Here is a 1,132-nt window from a genome sequence, read left to right as displayed (position 1 = left end):
AAAATTAATAGATAATTTCATATCTTTTCAAATTAACAAATAATTTCATTAAACTTAAAAAGTGTCTAATGTTTTTTAATAATTTGCTAGTTTCAAAAGATATTTTTTTAATATTTATCCTTACACTATATAGTTAGGGCAAAATAACAAAAAACTCACCATGAAAACGACATAGATTAAATTTTTTTACACAATAATTCGGAATTTATTGTTTTTGGTAGAAAAAAATGTATGAAAAAACAACCTTTTTCCAAAGGTTATAAATTTATATATTATTAACAAATATTATCTATTTTGCAAATACTGTAAGGGTGATAAATTATTTAATTTAGTTAATAACCATTTATTATTCCAAAAAGAAGGAAATTGATTGATAATTTTTTTGATTTTAGTTGAGGTTTTTTGAAATAAAAAAGGATGTTGGTTGAATAAAATACTTTTCATCTGGCCAAAAAGATTTTCAATGACAGCGTTATCACGTGGGTTTGCTTTGTGAGAAATACTAATTAAAAACCCTTTTTTAGTTAATTTTTTTTGTACTTTTAGAGATTGATAAACTTTACCTTGGTCAGAATGAATAATACAAGGGTTTTTTAAAGTAGGAATTTTTTTGATTGTATTTAAAATTAATTCTTTATTTTGTCGGTTTGAAGTGTGGAAGGCAATAATTTGATTATTAAAAGAATCAATAATACACGAAAAATAAATAAATCCTTGGGGAGTGGGAAAATAAGTAACGTCGGTAAATAGTTTTTGCATGGGTTGGGAGGTAGTAAAGTTTTGATTAATTAAATTTGGGATTACTTTGAGGTTAGATTTTAAATTTTTATAATAATATTTATTTTTTTTAGGCCTTAACTTACAACAAATATTATTTTCTTTCATGATAAGATAAACTTTTTTCTTAGTAATAAATTCATTAAAAATTTCTTGGTATAAATCAGTAATTTTAAGATGACCGTAAAAATATTCATGTTGTAAACATAAAGTTTGAATACGTTGTTGTTGCAAAAAATATTTTGTTTCTTTTAATTTTAACTTTTTTTCAATTTTTAGCCAATAATAATAAGTACTTCGATTAATACGAATTGTTTTTAAAATGGTAGTTAAATTTAGGTCTTTAACAAATTGT

Annotated in this window: 1 protein-coding gene; it reads right to left on the bottom strand. The window is 22.3% G+C overall.

All coding sequences use genetic code 11. From position 1 onward, the window contains the following. Positions 1–285: 285 nt before the first annotated feature. Positions 286–1,132, bottom strand: an 847-nt coding sequence (locus OL66_RS03380) for an IS3 family transposase (RefSeq protein WP_034172475.1), incomplete at its 5' end; no start/stop codon positions are given.

This window comes from Chrysanthemum yellows phytoplasma (genome assembly GCF_000803325.1).
GTDB lineage: Bacteria > Bacillota_I > Bacilli_A > Acholeplasmatales > Acholeplasmataceae > Phytoplasma > Phytoplasma asteris.
The sequence above is the reverse complement of the archived record's forward strand: the minus strand, read 5'-3'. Positions and strand labels throughout refer to the sequence as shown.